Source organism: Actinoplanes sp. NPDC023714 (assembly GCF_040639855.1).
Classification (GTDB): domain Bacteria; phylum Actinomycetota; class Actinomycetes; order Mycobacteriales; family Micromonosporaceae; genus Actinoplanes.
Genome location: NZ_JBFAAR010000004.1, coordinates 484,474 through 504,815, shown reverse-complemented (window position 1 = coordinate 504,815; position 20,342 = coordinate 484,474). Strand labels below are relative to the sequence as shown.

General features: G+C 72.0%; 15 protein-coding genes and 1 pseudogene. 11 read left to right on the top strand and 5 right to left on the bottom strand.

Annotated elements, in window-relative coordinates; genetic code table 11:
• Nucleotides 1-28 precede the first annotated feature (28 nt).
• The 6 genes from AB0G10_RS21610 to AB0G10_RS21585 all read left to right on the top strand — a co-directional run bounded on the left by AB0G10_RS21610 (nt 29) and on the right by AB0G10_RS21585 (nt 6,047).
• Nucleotides 29-1,009 carry a 3-oxoacyl-[acyl-carrier-protein] synthase III C-terminal domain-containing protein gene (locus tag AB0G10_RS21610; RefSeq protein WP_360924272.1) on the top strand — a complete coding sequence of 327 codons (981 nt, stop codon included), beginning with the start codon at nt 29-31 and terminating at the stop codon, nt 1,007-1,009.
• On the top strand, nt 1,006-1,746 hold the full coding sequence (locus tag AB0G10_RS21605; protein ID WP_360924269.1) for a glycosyltransferase: 741 nt from the start codon (nt 1,006-1,008) through the stop codon (nt 1,744-1,746). Before AB0G10_RS21610 ends, AB0G10_RS21605 begins: the two co-directional genes overlap by 4 nt.
• Nucleotides 1,743-3,248: a class I adenylate-forming enzyme family protein gene (locus tag AB0G10_RS21600; RefSeq protein WP_360924266.1), complete on the top strand. Its 1,506-nt coding sequence runs from the start codon at nt 1,743-1,745 to the stop codon at nt 3,246-3,248. Before AB0G10_RS21605 ends, AB0G10_RS21600 begins: the two co-directional genes overlap by 4 nt.
• Nucleotides 3,245-4,003 (top strand): glycosyltransferase family 2 protein, encoded by a 759-nt coding sequence (locus tag AB0G10_RS21595; RefSeq protein ID WP_360924263.1) that lies wholly within the window; start codon nt 3,245-3,247, stop codon nt 4,001-4,003. The genes AB0G10_RS21600 and AB0G10_RS21595 overlap by 4 nt, the downstream gene beginning before the upstream one ends.
• Nucleotides 4,004-4,086: 83 nt before the next feature.
• Nucleotides 4,087-5,145, top strand: coding sequence for a cytochrome P450 (locus AB0G10_RS21590; RefSeq protein ID WP_360924260.1), 1,059 nt, complete (start codon nt 4,087-4,089; stop codon nt 5,143-5,145).
• Nucleotides 5,112-6,047 carry an NAD(P)-dependent oxidoreductase gene (locus AB0G10_RS21585; RefSeq protein WP_360924257.1) on the top strand — a complete coding sequence of 312 codons (936 nt, stop codon included), beginning with the start codon at nt 5,112-5,114 and terminating at the stop codon, nt 6,045-6,047. Before AB0G10_RS21590 ends, AB0G10_RS21585 begins: the two co-directional genes overlap by 34 nt.
• Here the strand turns inward: AB0G10_RS21585 and AB0G10_RS21580 are convergent, their stop codons facing one another.
• A complete protein-coding gene (locus AB0G10_RS21580; RefSeq protein WP_360924255.1) occupies nt 6,048-7,223 on the bottom strand; it encodes an amidohydrolase in 1,176 nt (391 codons plus the stop codon).
• Nucleotides 7,224-7,481: 258 nt separating this feature from the next.
• On the opposite strand from AB0G10_RS21580, the pseudogene AB0G10_RS21575 reads away from it, so the two are divergent.
• Nucleotides 7,482-7,814, top strand: a pseudogene (locus tag AB0G10_RS21575) (GtrA family protein); the annotation flags it as partial.
• A 445-nt stretch (nt 7,815-8,259) separates the two neighbouring features.
• On the opposite strand, the gene AB0G10_RS21570 reads toward AB0G10_RS21575, so the two are convergent.
• From AB0G10_RS21570 to ctaD, 3 genes are all read right to left on the bottom strand, one after another.
• Nucleotides 8,260-8,829, bottom strand: coding sequence for a TetR family transcriptional regulator (locus tag AB0G10_RS21570; RefSeq protein WP_360924252.1), 570 nt, complete (start codon nt 8,827-8,829; stop codon nt 8,260-8,262).
• 322 nt (nt 8,830-9,151) lie between these two features.
• Entirely contained in the window at nt 9,152-10,561 is a 1,410-nt protein-coding gene (locus AB0G10_RS21565; RefSeq protein WP_360924249.1) for a hypothetical protein, read from the bottom strand.
• Between the two features lie 139 nt (nt 10,562-10,700).
• Nucleotides 10,701-12,443 carry a cytochrome c oxidase subunit I gene (gene ctaD, locus AB0G10_RS21560; RefSeq protein WP_360924246.1) on the bottom strand — a complete coding sequence of 581 codons (1,743 nt, stop codon included), beginning with the start codon at nt 12,441-12,443 and terminating at the stop codon, nt 10,701-10,703.
• A 198-nt stretch (nt 12,444-12,641) separates the two neighbouring features.
• On the opposite strand from ctaD, the gene AB0G10_RS21555 reads away from it, so the two are divergent.
• Nucleotides 12,642-14,306: a thiamine pyrophosphate-binding protein gene (locus AB0G10_RS21555; protein ID WP_360924243.1), complete on the top strand. Its 1,665-nt coding sequence runs from the start codon at nt 12,642-12,644 to the stop codon at nt 14,304-14,306.
• A 440-nt stretch (nt 14,307-14,746) separates the two neighbouring features.
• Here AB0G10_RS21555 and AB0G10_RS21550 read toward each other — a convergent pair whose 3' ends face one another.
• Nucleotides 14,747-16,429, bottom strand: a complete 1,683-nt coding sequence (locus AB0G10_RS21550) for a DNA polymerase IV (RefSeq protein ID WP_360924240.1) — start codon at nt 16,427-16,429, stop codon at nt 14,747-14,749.
• 186 nt (nt 16,430-16,615) lie between these two features.
• Here AB0G10_RS21550 and AB0G10_RS21545 point away from each other — a divergent pair, with 186 nt between their 5' ends.
• From AB0G10_RS21545 to AB0G10_RS21535, 3 genes are all read left to right on the top strand, one after another.
• On the top strand, nt 16,616-18,697 hold the full coding sequence (locus tag AB0G10_RS21545; RefSeq protein ID WP_360924237.1) for a sigma-70 family RNA polymerase sigma factor: 2,082 nt from the start codon (nt 16,616-16,618) through the stop codon (nt 18,695-18,697).
• Nucleotides 18,698-18,754: 57 nt separating this feature from the next.
• The gene (locus AB0G10_RS21540; protein WP_360924234.1) at nt 18,755-19,018 is read left to right on the top strand and encodes a GlsB/YeaQ/YmgE family stress response membrane protein; all 264 of its coding nucleotides are present in this window, start codon (nt 18,755-18,757) and stop codon (nt 19,016-19,018) included.
• Between the two features lie 62 nt (nt 19,019-19,080).
• On the top strand, nt 19,081-20,322 hold the full coding sequence (locus tag AB0G10_RS21535) for an NYN domain-containing protein (protein ID WP_360924231.1): 1,242 nt from the start codon (nt 19,081-19,083) through the stop codon (nt 20,320-20,322).
• Nucleotides 20,323-20,342 lie beyond the last annotated feature (20 nt).

Here is a 20,342-nt window from a genome sequence, read left to right as displayed (position 1 = left end):
TCGACTGAGGCCGGGGACGCGCGAACAGATGCAGGTCGGTATAACCGGGGTGGGCTCGTACCTCCCGGAGCACGAAGTCACCACTGCCGAGCTGCAGAAACAGGTCTCGACGAGGCTGCCGGGCGGGCTGTTCGCCCGGCTCACCGGCATCGAGAGGCGCCGGATCGCGGCCGCCGGCGAGTACGCGTCGACGCTCGGCCTGCACGCGGCCCGCCGCGCCCTCGCCCAGGCGGACCTCGACCCGCTCGACGTCGACCTGCTGCTGTTCGCCTCGGCGAGCCGGGACATGGTCGAGCCGGCCACCGCGCACATCCTGCAGGACGCGCTCGGCAGCCGGGCCCACGCGCTCGACGTCACGAACGCCTGCAACAGCTTCGTGAACGGCATCGACCTGGCCCGCTCGATGATCCTGGCGGGCCGGGCCCGGCGCGCCCTCGTCGTCACCGGCGAGACGCCGACCCGGGCCATGCGCCTCACCACGAGCCTCGCCGACGCCCGGAAGTCGTTCGCCGGCTACACGTTCGGCGACGCCGGCGCGGCCGTCGTGGTGGAGCCGGTCGACCGGGGCGGCATCCTCGACATCGACAGCGAGACGCACTCCGAGCACTGGACGGCCGGCGGCATCCCGGGCGGCGGCTCCCGGCACCCGCGCGGCGACGAGCACACCTACTTCGCCGGCGACGGCCACCGGCTGCGCGGCGTGTTCGAGAAGGTCGGCGCCGGCATCCTCGACCGGGTGCGCAGCCGTACCGGCCTGGAGCTCGGCGACTACGCCAGAATCCTCGTGCATCAGGTGACGCTGCCGTACCTGGACCGCTTCGTCGAGGTCACCGGCGTCCCCCGGGAGAAGCTGGAGATCACCGTGACCGATCTGGGCAACATGGCCAGCGCCACCCTCGGCGTCCAGCTGGCCCGGATCCACAGTGGCCTCGCACCCGGCGACCGGGTGCTGCTGGTCGGGCTCGGCGGCGGCGTGAGCCTCATGACGATGGTCTGGGAGCGGTCGTGAGCACCCGGCTGTGGGTGGTGGTGCCGGCGTACAACGAGGCGGCCCGGATCAGCGCGACCCTGTACGCCCTCGCGGCGCAGACCGACACCGGTTTCGAGCTGCTGGTCGTCGACAACGGCTCGACCGACACGACGGCGGAGGCGGTCCGGTCGTTCGCGGCCTGCGCGCCGTTCCCGGTGCACGTCCTCAGCGAACCGGAGAAGGGGGTCGGCTGCGCCGTCGACACCGGCTTCCGGCACGCCATCGCCGCGGGAGCGCAGCTCATCGCCCGTACGGATGCGGACTGCCTGCCACGACCGGGGTGGGTGGCCGCGGCGCGGGCGGCGCTCGACGGCGGCGCCGGGATGGTGTGCGGGCGGATCACGGCGCGCCGCGACGAGCACGGACCGGCCGGCCGGGCGTTCTTCGCGGGCCTGGTCGGGCTGGCCGCGCTCTTCGGCCGGCTGCGGCCCGCGCACCGCGACGAGGGATACCTGGCGCCGTACCGGATGCACGCCGGCAACAACATGGCGATCACCGCGGCGCTCTACGAGGCGTGCGGTGGCATGCCGCGCCGCCCGTCGCCGACCGACCGGCTGTTCCTGAACCGGGTGCGGCGCACCACCGCGTCGATCGTCCGGAGCCGCACCATGGTGGTGGAGAACTCGACGCGGCGGATCCGCGCCTACGGGGTGCTGCGGACCGCCCGCTGGTACCTCGACCAGGGCAGCGGCGACATGAGCCCGGATCCGCGATGATCCTCGATCGTCTGAACGCCGGCCTGCGGCCCGGCGACGACACCCCGGCGCTGATCTCCGCGCGCCTGTCCCGCGGCGATCTGGCCGAGCTGCGCGATGGGTACGCGGCGGCGCTCGCGGCCCGCGGCATCGGGGCCGGCGACACGGTGGGGCTGGCGGTCCGGCCCGGCCCGCGGTCGCTCGCGCTGCTGCTGGCCGCGTACCGGATCGGCGCCCGCGTCGCCGTGGTCGACCCGCACGCCGGCCCGGACGTCCTGGCCGCCCGCCTCGCCCTGGCCCGTCCGGATCTGATCGTCGCGGACGCGGCCGCCCAGGCGGTGGCGGGCTGGGCCGCCCCACTGGCCCGCCGGGCCGGCCTCGCCCTCCCCGACCTCGCCTCGCTCGGCCCGGCCGTCACCGCGGGCCGCCGCCTGCCCGGGAACGCGCCCGCGTTGAAGCCGGTCAGCGGCCCGCCGCCGGCCGCCTACGAGGGCGACGGCGACGCGGTCATCATCTTCACCTCGGGGACGACGTCCCGGCCCCGCGCGGTCGTGCACACCCGGGCCGGCCTGGCATCCGGCCTCGAGGCGGTGACCGATCTGGTCCGGCCGGCCGCCGGGGTGCCGATCCTCGGCGGCACCTTCTTCGTGATGCTGCCGTCCCTAGCGGCCGGCGCGCCGGTGGCCTTCCCGGCCCGCCGTCCCCGCGCCCTCGGCCGCCAGATCGCCACGCTGCGGCCGCAGGCGATCTACCTGACGCCGCCGCAGCTGCGGGCCGCACTCGACGCCGGCGTGCGTTTCCGCGGGCGCGTCTACAGTGGATCGGCGCCGGTGTCGGCGCAGCTGCTGTCCCGGGTCCGCGCGGCCGGCGCGGAGGAGGCGTGGTGCGTCTACGCCCTCACCGAGGTCTTCCCGGCCGCCGCGGTGGAGGCGACCGCCAAGGCGGCGTTCGACGGCGAGGGCGACCTGGTCGGCGCGTTGCTGCCGGGAGTGAGCGCCCGCCTCGCGCGAACCGGTTCCCCCTTGCCCGACATTTCGGATTTGTCGGGAATGTCGAGCGAGACCTCCGGCACCGGCCTCCTCGAACTGTCCGGCGCCGGTGTCTGCGACCGCTATCTCGGCGACGACCCGCACGAGTGGGTCTCCACCGGCGACCTGGCCCGCCTCGACGGCCGCCGGGTCGTCCTGGCCGGGCGCGCCAAGGACATGATCCTGCGCCGGGCCGAGAACATCTATCCCGGCCTCTACGAGCCGTCGCTGCACGTGCCCGGCGTGTCGCTGGCCGTGCTCGTGGGCGTACCGGCCGGCGACGGCGACGAGCAGCTGGTCGCCCTGATCGAGACGGCTCCGGGCGCCGACCGGGAGCGGGTGCGCGCCGCCCTGCGTGATCCGCTGCAGCGCATGGGCACGGCCCGGCCCGACCGCGTGATCTTCGCCCCGATCCCCCTGGCGGGCCGGTCCCGCAAACCCGATCGGGCGGCGGCGGCGAGATTCGCCGCCGGCTTCTCCGGGGTACGAGGATGAGCACCCTCGCGGTGATCGTCCCCGCTTTCAACGAGGCGTCCTCGATCGGCGGCACGCTGGCCGCTCTCGCCGCCCAGTCGGATCCCGGCTTCCGCCTCGTGGTCGTGGACAACGCCAGCACCGACGACACCGCCGGAGTGGTACGCCGTTTCGCCGCGACGGCCCCGTTCCCCGTCGAGATCGTCACCGAGCCCTCGCCGGGCGCCGGGACCGCGGCCGACACCGGGTTCCGCCATGCGATCGCCGGCGGCGCCACGATGCTGGCCCGCACCGACGCCGACTGCCTTCCGGCGACGGACTGGATCGCGACGCTCCGTTCGTACCTCGAAAGCGGCGCCGAAATGGTGTGCGGCCGCAGCATCCCGCGACGCGACGAGAATCCATCGTGGACCGAGCGCGTCCTCCTGCCCGGCGCGGTGCGGCTGGCGGCGACCTACGGCCGCTTCCGCCGGGCGCATCGGACGCCCGATTTCCGTACGCCGTACGTCCTGGTACACGGCCACAACCTGGCGATGAGCGCGTGGCTCTACCTGAGCTGCGGCGGCACGGCGAGGGAGGCGCTCGAGGACGGTTCCGAGGACGTCACCCTGCTGAACCGGGCGCGGCGCCACACCGACCGCGTGGTCCGCGCCGAGGACATGGTGGTCGAGTCGAGCCTGCGCCGGTTGAGGGCGTGGGGCCCGAGGCGGACGCTGCTGTGGCACTGGGATCGGCGCTATCGCCCGTCCGCGCCCGCCGAGGTCCACATCCGATGACCCCTCCCCCCACCACGGTTCCCCCCACCGATGCTTTCCCCACCGCTGCCGGGATGCGGCGGGCCCGGCGGCGTGATCGACGGGTGTATCTCGCGAGCCATCCGGTGCTGTTCGCGCTGCTTGCTGCCACCCGCCGATGGCCGGCGCTGCGGCTGGGCGGCACCGTGCTCGCCCACTCCCGGGAGGCCTACCTGGACGGGCTGCTGCGGGTACCCCTCGACCGGACCGCCGAAGGCACCACCGGCGGCGCGGCCGGTCGCCTCACCGGCGGGGGCCTGCTCTTCGACCAGGAGGGTGCTGCGCACAGGGCTTCACGACGTACCCTTGCCGATTCTTTAGGAACCGAAGGCGTGGCAACCCTCCGTCCCGTGTGGACCTCGGTGCTGGCCGAACGGATCGCGCCCCTGGCGGAAGGCCGCCCGATAGACGTGGTCGACCTCGCGGCATCCCTGTCCGGCGCGACGACGGCGGCGATGCTGGGCCTCGACGTCGACGGCGCGGTACTGGCCGCGGCGGCGCGCGAGGCGGCGGCGGCCGGCGCCCGCGACCACCTGCCCGGCCTGCCCAGACCCGGAGCCCGCAAGGCGGCCGAAGAGGCGGCCGCCCGCCTGAACGCCCTGGTCGGATCCCCCACCGCCGCCATCCTCGCGGTGGCGGCCGTCAACACGACGGTGGCGGCCGTTCCGCGGGCCGCCGCGTGGTGCGCCGACGCCTCCCTGTGGGGGTATGCGGACTCCGCCCCCGAATCCCGCGCCCTCGAACCCCGCGCCCTCGAATCCCTGGTGACCGAGCTGCTGCGGGTGACCGCCCCGACACCGCTGCTTCCCCGCGTGGCCGCCGCGGACGGCACGATCGCCGGTTGCCCCGTGCACGCCGGCGACCGCCTCATCCTGCTGGCCCGCCACGCCGTGGACGCCCACCGCACCGACCCGGATCCCGTCTCCCCGGCGCCGGCTCACGTCTCGCAGCTGGTGTTCGGCGCGGGTCGACACGCCTGTCCGGGCGCTCATCTGGCCCGCGTCCAGATGGCCGACACACTCGCTGCGCTCGCCCCTCATCGTCCGAGAGTGGTCACCGCCCGGGTGGATCGCCGAAGTGCCCTGCCCGGATGGTCCTCCCTGATCCTGTCCCCGACGCGATGACGGCAGGCGGCGAGCTTGGCGGACTGCGCGTAGCGGTCACCGGGGCCAGCGGGTTCTGTGGCGGGTTTGTGGCTCGGGCGGCGGCAGCGGCCGGCGCGAGCGTCGTATGCCTGGGGCGGCGCCCCGGCCCGGTGGGGGAGCAGCGATTCTGGGACGCGACGCGTACGGATCCCGATCTGACCGGAACTGATCTCGTGCTGCATCTCGCCGCCGCGGTGGGTGACCCACCGCCCGGCCGCGCGGCGGAGGCCGCATTCAGGGCGGTCAATGTGGACGGGACGGCGCGCCTGCTCGAAGCGGCCGCGGCGCGCAAGGTCATCTGGGTGAGCAGCGCGAGCGTCTATCGGCCGGCCGCCGGGGCGCGGGCGATCGGGGAGGATCATCCGCTCGGTGGCATGACTGCTTATGGACGTACGAAGGCGGCCGGCGAACGTCTCGCCCTCAACGCCGGGGCGGTGGTGTTGCGGCCGCGCGCCGTCTACGGTCCGGGCGATCCGCACCTGCTGCCCCGCCTGCGCCGAGCGGTCCGCGGTGGCCGGGTGCTGCTGCCCGGCCCGGACATACCGCTCAGCCTCACGGCCGTCGAGAACCTCGCCGACGCCTGCCTCGCTGCCCGAAACTGGTCAGCCGGGCCCTACAACGTCGCGGACGATCCGATCTATCGCCGGGACGAGATCGTCGGTGCGGTGTGCGGGGTGCCGGTCGCGCATGTGCCGGTGCCGGTGGTGCGCGCGGCCGCGACGGTGTCCGGCCTGGTCGCGCGGGTGGCGCGGCGGGAGGCGGTGCTGTCGGGATATGCCGTCGAACAGCTCACTACGCCCGTAGTCCTGAATACGAACCGGGCCCGTGAGCAGGGGTGGCGGCCCACACGGACGTTCGCCGACTTCATGAGGACAGCCTGATCAACGGCTCTCGTGCAGCGCCACGTAAGCCGCCCGCCGCGCCGAATCGCGCGCCAGATCGATCCCCACCCGGGCCAGCAGGTTCGCGCCGTCGATCACCGCCTCGTCCGCCGCGACGGTCCGCGCGGCCACCGCGAACTCCGCCGTATGCGGCATCGCGGACGCGCCCCGCAGCCCGATCATCGGGTGGATCGACGGCACCACGTGACTGATATTGCCCATGTCAGTGGAGGCGCTGCCGGAGTCCGGCGGCAGCACCACGGCGGTCCGGCCGAAGTCCGCCAGGTGCGCGCCGTAGGCCTCCATGAGCCACGGGTCGTTGCGGAGATCCAGATAGTCGGGACTGGTGCGCCGGATCGTCACCGTGGCGCCGGTCGCCAGTGCCCCGGCCGTGAAGCAGTCCTGCACCCGCCGCCGCAGGACGTCGAGTCGATCGAGGTCGGGGGCGCGCACCTCGTACTCGAGGACGCACTCCGCCGGGATCACGTTGATCGCCGTCCCGCCGCTCCGGACGAATCCGGCGATCCGGCACGAAGGCGGCGTCTGCTGGCGGAGCAATCCGATCGCCACCTGGGCCACCACCGCCGCGTCGGCCGCGTTGACGCCGTCCCAGGGTGCTCCGGCCGCATGCGCCGGTTGTCCGCGATAGATCACCTCGAGCCGCGTGCACGCCTGGGTGCTGTCCCGGACGCCGGCCGTGTCGATCGGCCCGGGATGCGCCATCATCGCGACGGTCACGTCGTCGAACGCGCCGCCCGCGAGCATCAGCGCCTTGCCGCCGCCGGTCTCCTCGGCGGGCGTACCGAGCAGTTTGACCCGGAATCCGTACCGATCGGCGGCGGCCCGCAGCCCGATCGCCGCGCCGGCCGCGATCGCGCAGATGACGTTGTGCCCACATCCGTGACCGATTTCGGGCAGCGCATCGAACTCGGCGCAGAGCCCGATCGTCAGCTCGCCCTCGCCGTACACGGCGGTGAGTGCCGTCGGAAGACCACAGACCTCTTCGCTGACCTTGAACCCGGCCGACCGCATCAGATCAGCCAGCTTCGCCGCTGATGCCTGCTCAGCGAAGGCGACCTCCGGCTCGTCGTGCAGGCTGCGACTGAGTCCGATCAGTCGGTCCCGCCACTCGGCGATGTCCGCGCCGGCGATGCCGTACCGCTTGCTCGCGCTCATCCGCTCTCCTCCCGGGATCCGGTATGTACCCACCCCACCGCGCCGCCGTCTGTCCGATCACGGACAGGTTGCAGTGCGATGACATCCCGATACACCATGGCGAGCCTGCACCACGCCTGACCTGCTAAAACACACAATTCAAAAGATCAAGGCCCAGGGGTACGGGTAAGACGCGTCACGCCGTCAACAACGTTGACAGGGGCCGTCAACGATGTTGACACTACGACGGTAAGAATTGCTGTCCGAAAGCGTTCAGTCATGCCACGGCTCGCCACCCTGCCCCGCCAACTGCTCTGGTTCATGCTGGTGGGCGCCCTCAGCACGGTGCTGCAGACGATCGTCTACGTGGCCGTGCGCCTCGTCGTACCGGCGACGTGGGCCAGCTGGATCGCCCTCTTCGCGATCACCCCGTTGAACACCGAGGCCCACCGCCGGGTCACCTTCAACGTCAAGACCTCCGCCGTCGGTCGTCTCCACTGGGAGGCCGGCCTCACCTCGGTAGCCGTCTACCTGGCCAACCTCGTCGTCTCCCCCTGGTTCGCGGGCGTCGCCGGCCCGCACCCCACCTCCTTCGAGGAGGCGATGATCCTGGCCCTGACCGGCAGCCTCATCGGCGCGCTCCGCTACCTCATGCTGCGCGGCTGGGTATTCGCCCAGCACCGCCACCAGAAGCCCGGCGCCCCCACCGCCGCCCACGGCCCCAGCGCCCCCACTGCGGGTCGCCGCGGAGCAGGGGCTCGAAGCGGTGAGCCTGCGGCTGCCGCCCAACGACCCGGCGCCCCCGGTTCCACCCAAGGACCCGGCGCCCCCACTGCCGCCCAACGACCCGGCGCCCGCGGTTCCACCCAAGGACCCAGCGCCCCCGGTTCCACCCAAGGACCCGGCGCCGGCACCTCCACCCATGAACCCAGCGGCCGCATTTCCGACATTTCCGAAATGTCGGGCGAGGGAGGAAGCACCACCGGGCCGCACCAGGGAGCAGACGCCACCCACGCAGACAGGACGAAGGGGTCCGCCCGCATTCATCGGCTGGGGCTCAGGCTTCTGCGGCGCCCGGGTCGTCGCTGTCTAGCAGCCGCTGGATCGCGTCTCCGTAGAGCGCGACGATCGCCGGCCGGTCGGCGCAGCTCAGCACCGGATCAGCGACCAGCCAGTACGCGTTGATGAGGCCGGCGAACTGGGCGGCCACCAGGCGGGCGCGCAGTTCGGGGTAGGCGCCGCCGATACGGTCGGCCAGCGGCCCGACGAAGACGTCGTGCATCGAGGCGCGGAGACGTTCCTTGATCTCCGGGCGGTCGGAGGCGGTCAGCATGGCGCGGTAGACGCCGGCGGCCGGAGTGTCCGAGGCCCGCAGGACGAAGCGGACCAGTTCGCGCCCGATCGAGTCGATCGGGCCGGCCAGAATCTTCGGAAGGTCCTTGGAGACCGAAACGGTCGCGAGGAAGAGCCCCTCCTTCGATCCGAAGTGGCGGATCACCAGGGCGGGGTCGCAACCGGCGGCGGCCGCGATCGCGCGGACCGTGGTCCCCGCGTAGCCGTCGCGGACGAACAGCTCGGCCGCCGCGCGGTGGATCGAGTCCCGGGAGGGAAGGTTCTGCGGCGGCACGCCCCCGATTCTAGGTCGAAGCCCTCGCCGAGTCCGAGGGGCCGATCGGCCCCTCCCGCGATCTTGTGAAGCCCCACAGAACCGAGTCCGCAGAACTCCACAAGATCGCCCAGCCCACGGCACCCCCAGCCCGATCTTGTGAAGCCCCACCGAACCGAATCCGCAGAACTCCACAAGATCGCCCAGCCCACGGCACCCCCAGCCCGATCTTGTGAAGCCCCACAGGGACGGGTCCGCGGAACTCCACAAGATCGCGGGGAGGGGGGAGCGGGCAGGGGAACGGGAGCGGGGAACGGGAGCCGGGAGAGCGGGAAAAGGAGGCTCAGCTCCGGCGACGCCTGCCCAGCAACAGCGCCACGACACCGAACGCCACCAGTGCGACCCCGCCCAGCCCGATCACGGCGACGTTGGAGCCGGTGAGGGCGAGTGCTCCGCCCGTACCCTCGTCGCTCGGCAGGGGCTCGCCAAGCGCAACCGGCACGACGGAGGCCGAGGGCGAAGCCGAGGCCGAAGGCGAGACGGACGATGCCGAAGGCGAGGCGGACGGCGCCGGGGAGGAGTAGCCGCCGTGACCGCCACGCGAGGACGACGGGGAAGGCGCGGCCGAGGGGGAAGCGGGCGCGGAGGGCGACGGCGAGGATGTGGCCGCGGGCGCCGACGCGGCGACCGAGAGGTAGCCGAGCGCCACATCCAGCAGGTGGGCGCTGCCGATCTTCACCTCGACGCGCAGGGTGGCCGCTTCGGCGCTGACCCGGCGCTTGCTCACGTCCGAGGTGACCCGGCCGACCGAGACTCGCACGGTGGCGTCGTGCTCGCCCTTGCGGCCGATGAGCCCGAGCGAGTCGGCGACGCTGACCGAGACATCGGCGCCGGCGTTGCGCAGCGTGGTGAGCGCCTTGCCGCCGGAGGTGACCTCGAGGACGGCGGGCCGGTAGTCGACGGTGGACCGGTGCTTGTCGCCGGCGGCCACCACCTCGAGCTTCGGCTGGTTGACGACCTTGATGCCGATCTCGTGCGACGTGCCGGAGAAGAGGCTCAGGTGGCCGAGCGCGGCACCGGCGCCGGCCCGGACGCCGACCTGCCCACCCTTGAGGCGCACCAGGTCGGTGGCGCTCTGCGTGGAACCGGTCGGGCCGACCCGGAGCAGGCTGCTTCGATGCTGGGCGAGGCTGAGCACCGGAACCCCGTGGGTGCCGCCGAGGACGTCGAGCCCGGCCAGCATGGTGGCGGACCGGGTGAGCGGCCCGGTCTTGCCGCACTTGTACGCGTCGTCCCAGGTCGCCTCGGCCCGGGCAGTGCCGGACTTGACGGTGGCGAGCCCGGCCACGTCGGCGCTGGCGAGGTCGACACTGGACGGCCCGTTGCTGCGCGGCGCCGTGGAGATGGCGGAGGCGCCGGCGCCGGAGATGCCGAGCAGTTTCGCGTCGGCGTACCGGGCCGTGGCGACGGTCTTGTGCGGCCTGCCCTTGCTGTCGGCCTCACCCCGCGACGAGGCGAGCCGGACGTCGGCGAGGGCCGGCAGATCCCGGTGGAGCGGTCCCGGGTCCAGCACAGTGATCTTGGCGAGGTCGGCCTGCGAGCGGGCGGTGAACTGACCGGCCGTGCAGTCCGAGGTCGCAGCGGCCGCGCTTGTCGTGCCGGCCGCAAGAAAAGCCGCCGGCACGACGAGGGCGGCGACGACAGCGGCGCTCCGTCGGCGGGGCGTGGGGATGGGGCGGCGAGCGATCGGCATGTGGTGCATTCCCTTCCGGGTGGGGAAGATGTCCGATCTCTCATCGCAATGCACCCTTTGCGAGGTGCGGCAGGTTCAGTGAAGCATCACCATGCGCGCATACCGGCGAAAGGGACAGACCACCGCATCACCGTCGGAATCAACGAGATTGCTCCGGATAGGACGCGCCCGAATCGGATTCCTCGGTGAGCGGCCGGGCACCGCCTTCGGGCGGCCCCGCCGCGGACTGCCCACCGGCCGCCAGCTCCGGGAACTTCAGGTCGAAGGCCGGCCGCTCGGAGCGGATCCGGGGCATCCGGTCGAAGTTGCGCAGCGGCGGCGGGCTCGACGTCGCCCATTCGAGCGAGTTGCCGTGGCCCCACGGATCGTCGGCGGTCGTCACCTCGCCGGCGCGGTACGACTTCCACACGTTGTAGACGAACGGCAGAGTCGCGACACCGAGGACGAAGGCGCCGATCGTCGACCACATGTTGAGGATCGTGAAGCCGTCCGTCGAGAGGTAGTCGGCGTACCTCCGGGGCATGCCCTCGGCGCCCAGCCAGTGCTGCACCAGGAAGGTCATGTGGAAGCCGATGAAGGTGAGCCAGAAGTGCAGCTTCGCGAGGCGCTCGTCGAGCATCCGGCCGAACATCTTCGGGAACCAGAAGTAGATCCCGGAGAAGACCGCGAACACGATCGTCCCGAACAGCACGTAGTGGAAGTGGGCCACCACGAAGTAGCTGTCGTGCACCTGGAAGTCGATCGGCGGCGAGGCGAGCAGCACCCCGGTCAGCCCGCCGAGCAGGAACGTCACCATGAACCCGATCGCCCACAGCATCGGCGACTCGAAGGTGATCTGGCCGCGCCACATCGTCCCGATCCACACGAAGAACTTCATCCCGGTCGGGATCGCGATGAGGTAGCTGAGCAGGCTGAAGAACGGCAGCAGCACCTGGCCGGTGGCGAACATGTGGTGCGCCCACACGCTCATCGACAGCATCGTGATCAGGACGGTAGCGGCGACCAGGGTCTTGTAGCCGAAGACCGGCTTGCGGCTGAAGACCGGCACGACCTCGGTGATGATGCCGAAGAACGGCAGCGCGATGATGTAGACCTCGGGATGGCCGAAGAACCAGAACAGGTGCTGCCACAGCATCGGCCCGCCGGTGTTCACGTTGAAGACCTGCGCCCCGAGGATCCGGTCGGCCGCCAGGGCGAAGAGCGTGGCCGCCAGGAACGGGAAGACCAGTACCACCAGCACGCTGGTGAGCAGGATGTTCCACGTCATGATCGGCATCCGGAACATGGTCATGCCGGGCGCCCGCAGGCAGATGATCGTGGTGATCATGTTGACCGCGCCGAGGATCGTGCCGAGACCGGAGATCGCCAGGCCGACCACCCACATGTTGCCGCCGAGGCCCGGCGAGTTCTGCCCGCCGCTCAGAGGTGTGTACGCCGTCCAGCCGAAGTCGGCCGCGCCGCCCGGGGTGAGGAAGCCGCCGCCCGCGATGAGCCCGCCGAAGAGGTAGAGCCAGTAGGCGAACGCGTTGAGCCGCGGGAACGCCACATCCGGCGCGCCGATCTGGATCGGGACCACGAAGTTCGCGAAGGCGAAGACGATCGGCGTCGCGAACAGCAGCAGCATGATCGTGCCGTGCATGGTGAACAGCTGGTTGTACTGCTCCGGGGAGAGGTACTGCATGCCGGGACGGGCCAGCTCGGCGCGCATCATCAGCGCCATGAAGCCGCCCGCCACGAACCAGGCGAGCGCGGTGATCAGGTACATGATCCCGATCTGCTTCGCGTCGGTCGTGCGGATGGCCCGGGCCAGCCATGAGCCGCGGATCTGACGCCGGACCGGCCACCGCCGGGTCTGCACGGGACGAGGCTCAACAGCGGTCATCGGAAGTCCTCCCGAAATGTTCGTACTCCCCGGCGCCGGGCTTGCCAACCGGCCCACATCAACCGATATGGATCAACCCCTGAGTCTGTGCACCATTCGCACAACGTTCTTCATCGAAATGATCTTGCTGATGTACAGATTGTCCAGCTGTTGGCCATCCAGTTGTGCATCCTGCCCTTGATCAGGAACCTTTTCGGCATGATCGATTCAGCCGTCACCATCGCCGAATACCTCGGGATCCGGCTCCGGCAGCTCGGCGTGGAGCACCTGTTCGGCGTACCCGGCGATTTCAACCTCAACCTCCTGGACGGCATCACGGCCGTGGAGGGCCTGAAGTGGGTCGGCTCGCCCAACGAGCTCGGCGCCGGCTATGCGGCGGACGCCTATGCGAGGCGGCGCGGGCTGAGTGCGCTTTTCACGACGTACGGGGTGGGCGAGCTCTCCGCCATCAACGCGGTGGCCGGCGCCTACGCCGAGGACTCCCCGGTCGTGCACGTCGCCGGCTCCCCGCGCACCACGACGGTGGCGGCCGGCGCGCTCGTCCACCACACCCTCGCCGACGGCGACTTCGGCCACTTCGCCCGCGCGTTCGCCGAGGTGACGGCGGCCCAGGAGACGCTTCGCCTTTCGACCGCCGGCGCCCAGATCGACCGGGTGCTGCTCGCGGCGCTCACCCACCGCAAGCCGGTCTACCTCAGCGTCCCCCAGGATCTCGCGCTCCAGCGCATCGCCTCGGCGCCGCTGCGCGAGCGCCTCGCGCCCGCGTCCGACCCGGCCGCCGTCGCTTCCTTCCGCCAGTCGGTGGCCGATCTTCTGACCCCATCGGTACGTCCGGCGATCGTCGTGGGCCAGTTGGTCTCCCGGTACGCCCTGAGCACACCGGTGGCCGAGCTCGCCGCCGGATCCGGAGTCCCGGTCGTCACCCAGCTGTCGGCGAAGGGCGTCGTCGACGAGTCCTCCCCCGCGAATCTCGGTTCCTACGCCGGCACCATGCTCGACGGCCCGGCGCAATCGCTGATCTCGTCCGCCGACGTGGTCATCCACGTGGGGACGGCCCTGACCGCCGAGCTGACCGGCTTCTTCACCCACCGCGAGCCGGACGACCGGACCGTCCAGCTGCTGGCCACCTCCGCCCTGGTCGGCTCGAAGCGTTTCGAGGACGTCCTCTTCCCCGACGCCGTCAAGGCCCTCGCCGAGGTGTTGCAATCCCTCGGGCCCTTCGCCGAAGGCACCTCTTTCACGCTCCCCACCACGGGTGAGAGGGACGAGGCCGAGGGGGCGCCGCTGACGCAGGACGGGTTCTGGCGGGAGATGCAGGAGTGGCTGCCGTCCGGCAGTGCCCTGATCGCCGACACCGGCACCTCCTACTGGGGTGCGCTGGCCCTTCGCCTTCCGGACGACACGGTCTTCCTCGGGCAGCCCATCTGGAACTCGATCGGCTGGGCCCTACCGGCGGTCCTCGGCCAGGGCCTGGCCGACCCGGAACGCCGGCCGATCCTGGTGATCGGCGACGGCGCCGCGCAGATGACGATCCAGGAGCTGGGCACGATCGTCGCGGCCGGCCTCGAACCGATCGTGCTGTTGCTGAACAACCGCGGCTACACGATCGAGAGGGCGTTGCAGAGCCCGGAAGCCGGCTACAACGACGTGGCCCCCTGGAACTGGCGCGCCGTGGTGGCGGCCTTCGCCGGCCCGGCGACCGAATACCACCAGGCGACCACCATCACCGAGTTGGCGAAGGCCCTCACCGCGGCGTCCGGCTCCCAATCCCCGGTCTTCATCGAGGTGGAGCTGGACGCCTACGACACCCCACCCCTGCTCCGCCGCCTGGCCGAACGAGCAACCGCCACCCCACCCGCCTGACCCAGCCCCGCCCCAGGCAGGCCGCACCCAGGCAGGCCGCACCCAGGTAAGGCCGCACCCAGGTAGGCCGCACCTCAGGCACGGCTGCGAGCCCTAGGTACGCCGCACCTCAGGCACGGCTGCGAGCCCCAGGTACGCCGCACCTCAGGCACGGCTGCGAGCCCCAGGCAGGCCGCACCCCAGGCAGGGCTGCGAGCCCCAGGCAAGCCGCACCCGGGTAGGCCGCACCCCAGGCACGGCTGCGAACCCCAGGCAGGCCGTTCCTGGGCAGGCTTTGCCCCAGGCAGGGCCACGGCCCAGCAAGACCTTGCCCCTCCGAGCCGCGCCCGTCCCTGCTGAGCCCCCTCCCGCAGGGACGGGCGCGCTCCTTCGAGTCGTCGCTCGCGCGACACCGCCGGACAACCGGGATCCCCACCGATCCCCGGCCCGGCACCCGAGGTCTATCCGGCACCCCCTCCGCCGGTCACGCCCGGCTGGTCGAGCGCGGCCGGAGGGTCAAGCGCGGCCGGAGGGTCAAGCGCGGCCGGCCGAACCGGCTCGGCTGAAGAGCCGAGCGCGGCCGGCCGAACCGGCTCGGCTGAAGAGCCGAGCGCGGCCGGTCGAACCGGCGCGGCTGAAGAGTCGAACGCGGCCGGCCGAACCGGCTCGGCTGAAGAGCCGAGCGCGGCCGGCCGAACCGGCGCGGGTGAAGAGCCGAGCGCGGCCTGTCGAACCGGCTCGGTGGAGGGGGCGGGCTCGGCCGTCCAATCGGGTGGGTCGGTGGGGTGGAGGCAGGGGTCGTCGATGGGGAAGGTTCGGACCGGGCCCGGTGGGGTGTGCGGGCCCTCGAAGCGGACCGTCACCCGGCCCAGGCCGCTCCCCCACACCCAGCCGGGACCGTGGAGGTCGTGGAGGACGTCCTGGCCGGGGCGCCAGGTGTGGAACTCCGGATCGGCGACGGTGGCCGGGGGCGGAGGTTCGAGGACCGTGACCATCCCGGCCTCGGGGGCCACCGCGGTGGCGCGCAGCGAGGAAGGGAGCGGCTCCGGGATCGCGAAGCCCTCCAGGGACGCCGCGGTGAAGAGGTCGTCCTGGGCGAAATCGGCCAGGGTGGACACTCCCACGCCCAGCAGGCGGACGCCGGCGGAGGTGTCGAGCTCGGCCAGCAGGCGGCGGGCCAGCTGGGCTACCAGGCGGCCGTCGTCGGTGGGCTGGTCGCGGGTGACGGCTCGGGTGACCGTGGTGAAATCCGGGCTGCGGACCTTGATGTTGACGGTGCGGCCGGTGAGGCCGCTCGCGCGCAGGCGGCCGGCGACGCGGGCGGACAGCAGGTCGAGCTCGCGGTTGAGGCGGGCCGGGTCGGTGAGGTCGACGTCGAACGTCTCCTCGGCGGAGACCGACTTGGCCTCCCGCTCGCCGACGACGGGACGGTTGTCGTCGGCGCGGGCCAGGCGGAACAGTCCGTTGCCGTGCGCCTGGCCGAACCAGTCGACGAGGTCGTCCAGCGGGACGGCGGCGAGCTGGCCGACGGTGCGGACGCCCGCTCGGTGAAGTCTCTGCTCGGTGGCCGGACCGACCCCGCCCAGCGTGCCCACCGCCAGAGGGTGCAGGACCGCGAGCTCCTGGCCGGCCGGGATCACGGTGAGGCCGTCCGGCTTGTTCAGCTCGGAACCGATCTTGGCGAGCAGCTTGGACGAGGCGACGCCGACCGAGCCGGTGACGCCGCCGGTCGCGGCCGCGATGTCGCGTTTCAGCCGCAGGGCCAGCTCGGTGACGCCGCGGGGCGTGAGGTCGTGGCCGCCGGCAGCGAGATCGAGGTAGGCCTCGTCGATGCTGACCTGCTCGACCAGGGGTGTCAGCTCAGCGAGCAACGCCATCACCACCCGGCTGGTGCGCTGGTAGGCCGCGAAGCGGGGCGAGAGATAGGCCGTGCCGGCCGGCAGCCGCCGCCGGGCCTGCGCCATCGGCATGGCCGAGCGCACGCCGAAGGCCCGCGCCTCGTAGGACGCGGTGGACACCACCCCGCGGCCGGCCACGCCGCCGACGACCACGGGTCGCCCGCGCAGCGAGACCTTGTCGCGCTGCTCGACCGCGGCGAACATCGCGTCGAGGTCGACGTGGAGAATGCTCGGCTCGCCCCTCACGACCGCAGCCTATGCCGGGGGTACGACAACTGGGAGCGCTCACATCCCGGTAGATGCGCGCCGACCTGCGGGATAACACTTTCGGCTTTACAGCCTCGGAAATCCTGTGCCACGATACGGCTCGATCTCATGAAGTCACAGGGAGTGACAGAAGGCACGCAAATACTCAGCGAAAAGGGCGGATCGGTGACGGAGAGTCAGATTGCGGCCGCGCCTGACAGTGCTCTGGTCCGCGCCGCTCAGGGCGGGAGCGCCGGCGCTCTCGACCAGTTGATCACCAGTCACCTGCCGCTGATCTACAACATCGTCGGGCGCGCTCTCCACGGGCATCCGGACGTCGACGATCTGGTCCAGGACACCATGCTCCAGGCGATCCGCGGCCTGCGTTCGCTCCGCGATCCGGACCGTTTTCGATCATGGTTGGTCGCGATCGCGTACCGCCGGGTCCAGATGCACCTGCGCTCCCGGAAGATGACCCTGTCGCGGCGCCATCCCGAGCCGGTCGACGTGCCGGACCCGCTCGGCGACTTCGCCGAGCGGACCACCGCCGAGCTCGTCGTCGCCGAGCAGCGCCGGGAGCTCGCCGAGGCCGGCCGCTGGCTCGAGGAGAGCGACCGCGAGCTGCTCGCGCTCTGGTGGCAGGAGGCCCGCGGCGACCTGAGCCGGGCCGAGCTGGCCGCCGCGATCTCGGTGAAGCCGAAGCACGCCGCCGTACGCGTCCAGCGCATGAAGGCCCAGCTGGATCTCGCCCGCGGGGTGGTCCGGGCGTTGCGGGCCCGGCCGATGTGCCCGGACCTGGCCGAGACGATCCGGTTCTGGGACGGCGCGACCGACTCGGTCTGGCGCAAACGCCTGGCCCGGCACGTGCGCGACTGCCCGAAGTGCCACGTCCACCAGGCCGGCATGGTCTCCCCCGAGCGCCTGCTGCTCGGCATCTCGCTGCTGCCGGTCCCGATCGCGGTGACCGCCGCGGTGCAGGCGGCCGTGTCCGGCGGGGCGGCGGCGACGCAGCCGGCCGCGCTGAGCCTGGTCGCCAACTTCTCCACGATGGTGCAGCAGAAGACGCTCGCCGTGGCGACGGCCACGACGGTGGCGGTCGGCGGCGGGCTGACCTGGGCGGTGTTCTACGAGCCCGGGACGCCGGAGGAGCCCCCGGTCGCGATCGTCGCCCCGCCGTCCCCGGAAACGCGGCAGGAGCCGACCAGGCGACCCTCCGCGGCGCCCTCAGCATCACCAAAAATCGCCAAAAAAGCGGAAATATATGTCTCACCCGACGGCGACGACGACAACGACGGCTCCCAGAACCGCCCCTACGCCACGATCACGAAGGCGATCGAGACCGTCGAACCCGGCCAGACGATCGCCCTGCGCGCCGGCACCTACAGGCCCTCCAGCCCGATTGTGATCACCACGAGCGGCACCGAGGACGAGCGGATCACGCTGACCTCCTACGACGGCGAGCGCGCCGTGATCGACGCCTCCGCCATCCCGGCCGACAAGTGGGCGATCACCCAGGAGGCGTCCTACTGGACGATCCGGGACCTGGAGATCGGCGGCGCGCGCAGCGCCGCGTACACATGCCTCTCCTGCACTGAAACGGTCTTCCAGCGGGTGTCCGTGCACGGCAGCGGCGGCTCCGGCCTGATGCTGCGCGACGCCGGCACGTCCGGGAACCAGGTGCTGGACAGCGACTTCTACGACAACCGCGGTTCCGGCCTGGCGGTGCAGTTCGGCGACGGCGACGGCAACCGGCTGCGCGGCAACCGGGCGTTCCGGAACGGCGGCGACGGCGTGAACCTGGGCGACTTCCGCTCGCCGGTGACCGTCGAGTACACCTGGTCGTTCGAGAACGGCGCGAACGGGTTCGCGGTCGGCGGCGGCGACTCCATTCGGAGCGCCCATCGGGTACGGCACAGCGCCTCCTGGGGAAACGACGGCCACGGATTCGTCGACGAGGGGAACACCGGCGCGATCGAGCTGAGCAACGACACGGCGTTCCGCAACACCGGGCTCGGCTTCGCGATGACCACCGCGCCGGCCGTGCTGCGGCGCAACGCGGCGATCGGCAACGAGCAGGGCGAGATCGGGCTCTCCGCGGACAGCCGGGCCGACAACAACAGCTGGCAGCAGGAGGACTGGTCGGAGGAGACCTTCCGGAGCACCGACCCGGCCGGCACCGACGGCGCCCGCCGGGCCGGCGGCGGACTGCCGGGCACGGACTACCTCGCGACCGGGAACGGCACCGGCGCATCGATGTCAGGAGATTGAACCGGGTGGCGCCGGGGGGTCATGCTGGAACGACCACACCCCACCTGAGGAGCTGCAGTGGAAGTAACCGGCTTCTTCACCGCAATCATCATCGGTCTCATCATCGGCGCGCTGGGCCGGCTGGTCCTGCCCGGCAAGCAGAACATCTCGATCTGGCTCACCCTGCTGGTCGGCGTGGTCGCGGCGCTGCTCGGCACGTTCCTGGCCGCCATCCTCGGCGTGGACGACACCCGCGGCGTCGACTGGATCGAGCTGGCGCTCCAGATCGGCCTCGCCGCCCTCGGCGTCTCCCTGATCGCGGGCGCCAAAGCCCGGCGCTGAGAATGAACCCAAACCGCGCCGGGCCAGCACATTCCCCCGCCCGGCACGGTAGGTTCACGGACATGGCCCGGGTGCGCGCCGCTTTATACCTCGACTTCGACAACGTCTTCAGCGGCCTGATCAAACAGGACCCTGACGTGGCCATCCAGTTCGCCAAGGAGCCGGCCGCGTGGCTGGCCCGGCTGACGGCCTCGCTGACCGTGGACGGGCCGCGGCGATGGCTCGTGGTCCGCTGCTACATGAATCCCGGCGGCTGGGTGCCGAACCCCGATCCGGAGGCCACCCCGCCGCGCCTCTACTACTCCCAGTTCCGCCCGTTCTTCGTGAACGCCGGCTTCGAGGTGATCGACTGCCCGCGGCTCACGCACACCAAGAACGCCGCGGACATCCGGATGGTCGTGGACGCCGTCGACGCCCTGGCCGACCCGGTGGTCTACGAGGAGTTCGTGATCGCCTCCGGCGACTCGGACATGACGCCGCTGCTGGTGCGCCTGCGCCGGGCCGACCGGCGGACCACGATCGTCTCGCCGTCCGACGCGGCGGAGGCGTTCGTGGCGGTGGCCGACCGCCTGATCACCAGCCAGGAGCTGCTGGAGCTGGTGCAGGGCGAGCCGGTGGAGACCGACGAGGAGCCGCCCGAGGGGCCGGCCGCCGTGGTCGCCGAGACGCCGGTCTCCTACGAGCAGTTCCGCGACCTGGTCCGCTGGCGCTACGACGGCGCGACCGCCCCGCTCAACCTGGCCTCGCTCGCCCACGACCTGCGCCGCCAGCTGGGCCCGAGCGTCGACGAGACGAACTGGTTCGGTTTCGGCGGGTTCGTCCGCGGGCTGGAGAGCCTGGGGCTGGCCCACGCGAAGTTCTCGAACCACTTCGTCTGGGACGAGTCCCGCCACGATCCACCCGAGTCCAACGGCGGTTCCGGTCCGGCGCCCGACTCGGTGGGCCGCCTGTCCGCGCTGCTCAGCCTGCCCCGGCTGCCCCGGGAGATGTGGCCGGCGGTCTATCAGGCGCTCGCCGAGTACGCCGCCGGCCACCACTTCAACCTGACCGAGGCGACCCGCTGGGCTCGCGACCGCCTCGCCGAGAAGGGCGTCGACGTGAGCCGGGCCTCGATCGCCTTCGTCACGCGGGGCACCGCGTTCGGTGGCGCGCCGCTCTACCGCCAGCCGCCGCCGCTGGCCGGGGAGATCGCCGGCGCCTTCGCCGACAACGTGCTGAACCGCGCCGAGGCCGCCTCGATCACGCTCACCGACGACGAGGTCGCCGAAGTGCGCGCCTGGCTGGGTGCCACACCGGCCGAGTGACGCGCCTTGCGCTTTCTGCG